Here is a 2,814-nt window from a genome sequence, read left to right on the forward strand (position 1 = left end):
GAAGCTCGTCCCCCAGGCCGAGTGGACCTTCTTCGGGCCCGCGACCGTGCTGCACGGCCGCTACACCTGCACGGCTCGCAAGCCCAAGTGCGACGCCTGCCCCATGAGCGACATCTGCCCGAAGGTGGGCGTGGAGTAGGACTTCAGAGGGTGACCTTGCTCAAGTGCGAGATCGGCTCTGAATGAGGGGATGCCTCAGGGGCAGAACCCGTGGGGAACAGTACATCCTTCAGCTTCAGCGCGGGCTGCTCGATGAACCTGTAGCTGGCAGCCGCAATGACGATGGAGATGGCGAGGCCCGGGAAGGCCATCAGGGGCACCAGGTCCACATCTGTCTTCACGTGCCGTGCGGCCGTCTGCAGGATCCCGATCACCCCGAAGTGATACACGTAGAGCCCATAGGAGATCTTCCCCAGGTACGCGAGGGGGCGCCACTCCAGCGCACGGACGGAGACCTCATTCCGGGCGATGCAATAAATCGTGAGCCCGAAGAAGTAGTTCCAGGCGGTGTAGCCCCAGATGGGCTTGAATGCTCCCGCGAGCCCCATCGGGTAGCCAAGAGAGCTCAGGGACGCGAGAGTCGGTCCACCGGCGGTCGTGGCGAATCCCACGATCGGCAGCAGGAGGGCGAGGATGACCCACTGCAGGCGTGCCTTGGGGACGCGCCACTGTGTCATCAGTGCGCCCATCGCGAAGGCGTCCAGATGCGACGGCGAGAGCACGTAGATCGCGACGTTGACATCCTCCCCCTGGAACGGGATGAGGTGATGCTTGAACGCAAGGGCGGTGCCCGCACGGAGGACCGGCCCCACCGCGACGGCGAGGGCGAAGAGGCCCAGGTGCTTCCTCTTCGGGGTGAAGAAGATCACGGCAGGCCACAGGAGATAGAACTGCTCTTCGATGGCCAGCGACCAGAAGTGTGTCACGAGCGGCGTTCTGACGAAGGCGCTGCTGGCGTGAAAGAAGTTGTACGTATACGTCAGGGCGTACGGGATCTGCTGGATGAAGTTCGTGATTGTCTTCACTTCCCGATACCCGCCGTAGTCCACGAGCAGGACGCACACGAACCCAAGGCACAGGATGTACAGGAAGTAGAGCGGGAAGATCCGCAGGGCTCGCCGTCCGTAGAAGCGGACAAAGTACTCCCGCTGGCCCACCTTCCCGGCGGAGGCGACGAGAATGCGTGTGATCAGGAACCCTGACAGGACGAAGAACAGCTGGACTCCGAGCCAGCCACACTTCAGGACCGCTGCATGAAAGAAGAAGACCAGTAGGAACGCGATGGCGCGCAATCCATCCAGACCGCGGATCATTTGTTCTCCTGGGAGATTCCTCGAATGCAGGGGCCTGGGTGGTCTCCGGCACCAGCGGCTCGCACCGCCGCGCATGCTAGAAGAGGGGCGCGGCCTTCTCCAAGCCGGCTTCTCTGGACGCAGGTGCCTCCGCCAGTCACCGGCCAGCGGATGGGGCGGTCGCCCTGCATGCATGCTGTCCGACGGAGCAACCTCCTCCCAGGGGTGTTACGCGCCCTCTTCAGCGCCAGGCGCCAACCCCGGGGCTCACCGGTCGGCGCGGGCCACGCTGGCGAAGTGGTGGGCGAGCCGCTCGAGCAGCTCCCGGCACTCGGACTCCGCCGCGCGCAGCTTGGGGAGCTGGGAGCGCAGCTCGTCCAGGTTCTTCTCGTACAGCTCGACGAGCTCCTCGGCTCCGTGGGTGAACCAGCGATCCAGCTCGTCCGCGGTGAGCTCGATGTGGAACTGGAGCCCGTACGAGTTGCCGAGCCGGAAGGCCTGCTGCGCGTAGCGATCCGTGGAGGCCAGCAGCGTGGCTCCGGGCACGGGCTTGAAGGTGTCCTGGTGCCAGTGCGCCACGGTGGTGCGGGGGCGCACGCCGGCGATGACGGGATCGGCGAGCCCCTCCTTCGTCCAGCGCACGGGCGCCACGCCGACCTCCAGCCCGTTCTTGCCGACGAAGACCTCGGAGCCGGCCGCGGCCGCCAGGAGCTGCGCGCCCAGGCAGATGCCCAGCACGGGACGCCCGAGCGCGAGCCGCTCCATCAACAGCGCCAGCTCCTCGCCGAGGAAGGGGTGACGGTCCGCCTCGTAGACGCCCATGGGCCCGCCGAGCACCACCACCAGCTCCGCATCCAGGTCCTCGCGCTTGACGGTGCGGAAGCGCTTCACGAGCGTGAAGCCCGCTGCCTCCAGGGCGGGGCCGAGCAACCCCGGGCCCTCGTGCTCCTCGTGCTGAAACACCACCGCGCGCATGATTCCCTCCCCTGGTCGCGAGTTCGCGATAGCCTAGCGCGGTTGCCGCCCACGCGCGGAAACCTTCCCACGCCGCTCACAGGAGTCATGACATGAGGCCCTCACTGTCCCTCTGTGTACTGGGGCTCGCCGTCTGCATGTGGCTCGCATGCGATCCCCGCGGCGGTGGCTCCTCTCCCACGGACGTCGGTTCCAGCTCGAACAAGGATGGCGGCACGGTGGATGCCGGGAACGGCTCGACCCGGGACAGCGGCACGGTGGACGCCGGAAGCGGCTCGACGGGGGACGGCGGCACGACGGATGCCGGAAGCGGCTCGCCTGGAGACGGCGGCACGACGGATGCCGGGGACGACCTGGCCGTGAGCCCCGAGGCGTGCCGCCAGCAGCTCTCCGCCAGACTGGACGCGCTGAGGGCCGAGGGGGTGGACGTGGCGAGCTGGAGCTTCGATGACGCGCCCGAGATGAAGGACCCTGGCCTCACGGAGAGGCAGACACCCACGACCTACAAGCAGTACGACGGCCGCTACCGCCCGCTGAGCAACCACCC

The 2,814-nt window shown here is 67.0% G+C and carries 2 protein-coding genes and 2 pseudogenes; 2 read left to right on the plus strand and 2 right to left on the minus strand.

Translation table 11 applies throughout. From position 1 onward, the window contains the following. Positions 1 to 139 (plus strand): annotated as a pseudogene (locus tag VF697_RS37300) (endonuclease III); the annotation flags it as partial. Positions 140 to 143: 4 nt separating this feature from the next. Here the strand turns inward: VF697_RS37300 and VF697_RS37305 are convergent. Both VF697_RS37305 and VF697_RS37310 read right to left on the minus strand, forming a co-directional pair. Beyond that, entirely contained in the window at positions 144 to 1,313 is a 1,170-nt protein-coding gene (locus tag VF697_RS37305; RefSeq protein ID WP_331102705.1) for an acyltransferase, read from the minus strand. A 246-nt stretch (positions 1,314 to 1,559) separates the two neighbouring features. Then, positions 1,560 to 2,267, minus strand: coding sequence for a glutamine amidotransferase-related protein (locus VF697_RS37310; RefSeq protein WP_331102707.1), 708 nt, complete (start codon positions 2,265 to 2,267; stop codon positions 1,560 to 1,562). Positions 2,268 to 2,359: 92 nt separating this feature from the next. Here VF697_RS37310 and VF697_RS37315 point away from each other — a divergent pair. After that, positions 2,360 to 2,814: pseudogene (locus tag VF697_RS37315) on the plus strand (hypothetical protein); the annotation flags it as partial.

The organism is Archangium sp., assembly GCF_036388035.1.
Classification (GTDB): Bacteria; Myxococcota; Myxococcia; order Myxococcales; family Myxococcaceae; genus Archangium.

What these genes read in the sequence shown, in the direction of transcription:
- VF697_RS37310 (WP_331102707.1), bottom strand. Translation starts at nt 2,267, where the DNA reads ATGCGCGCGGTGGTGTTTCAGCACGAGGAGCACGAGGGCCCGGGGTTG.
- VF697_RS37305 (WP_331102705.1), bottom strand. Translation starts at nt 1,313, where the DNA reads ATGATCCGCGGTCTGGATGGATTGCGCGCCATCGCGTTCCTACTGGTC.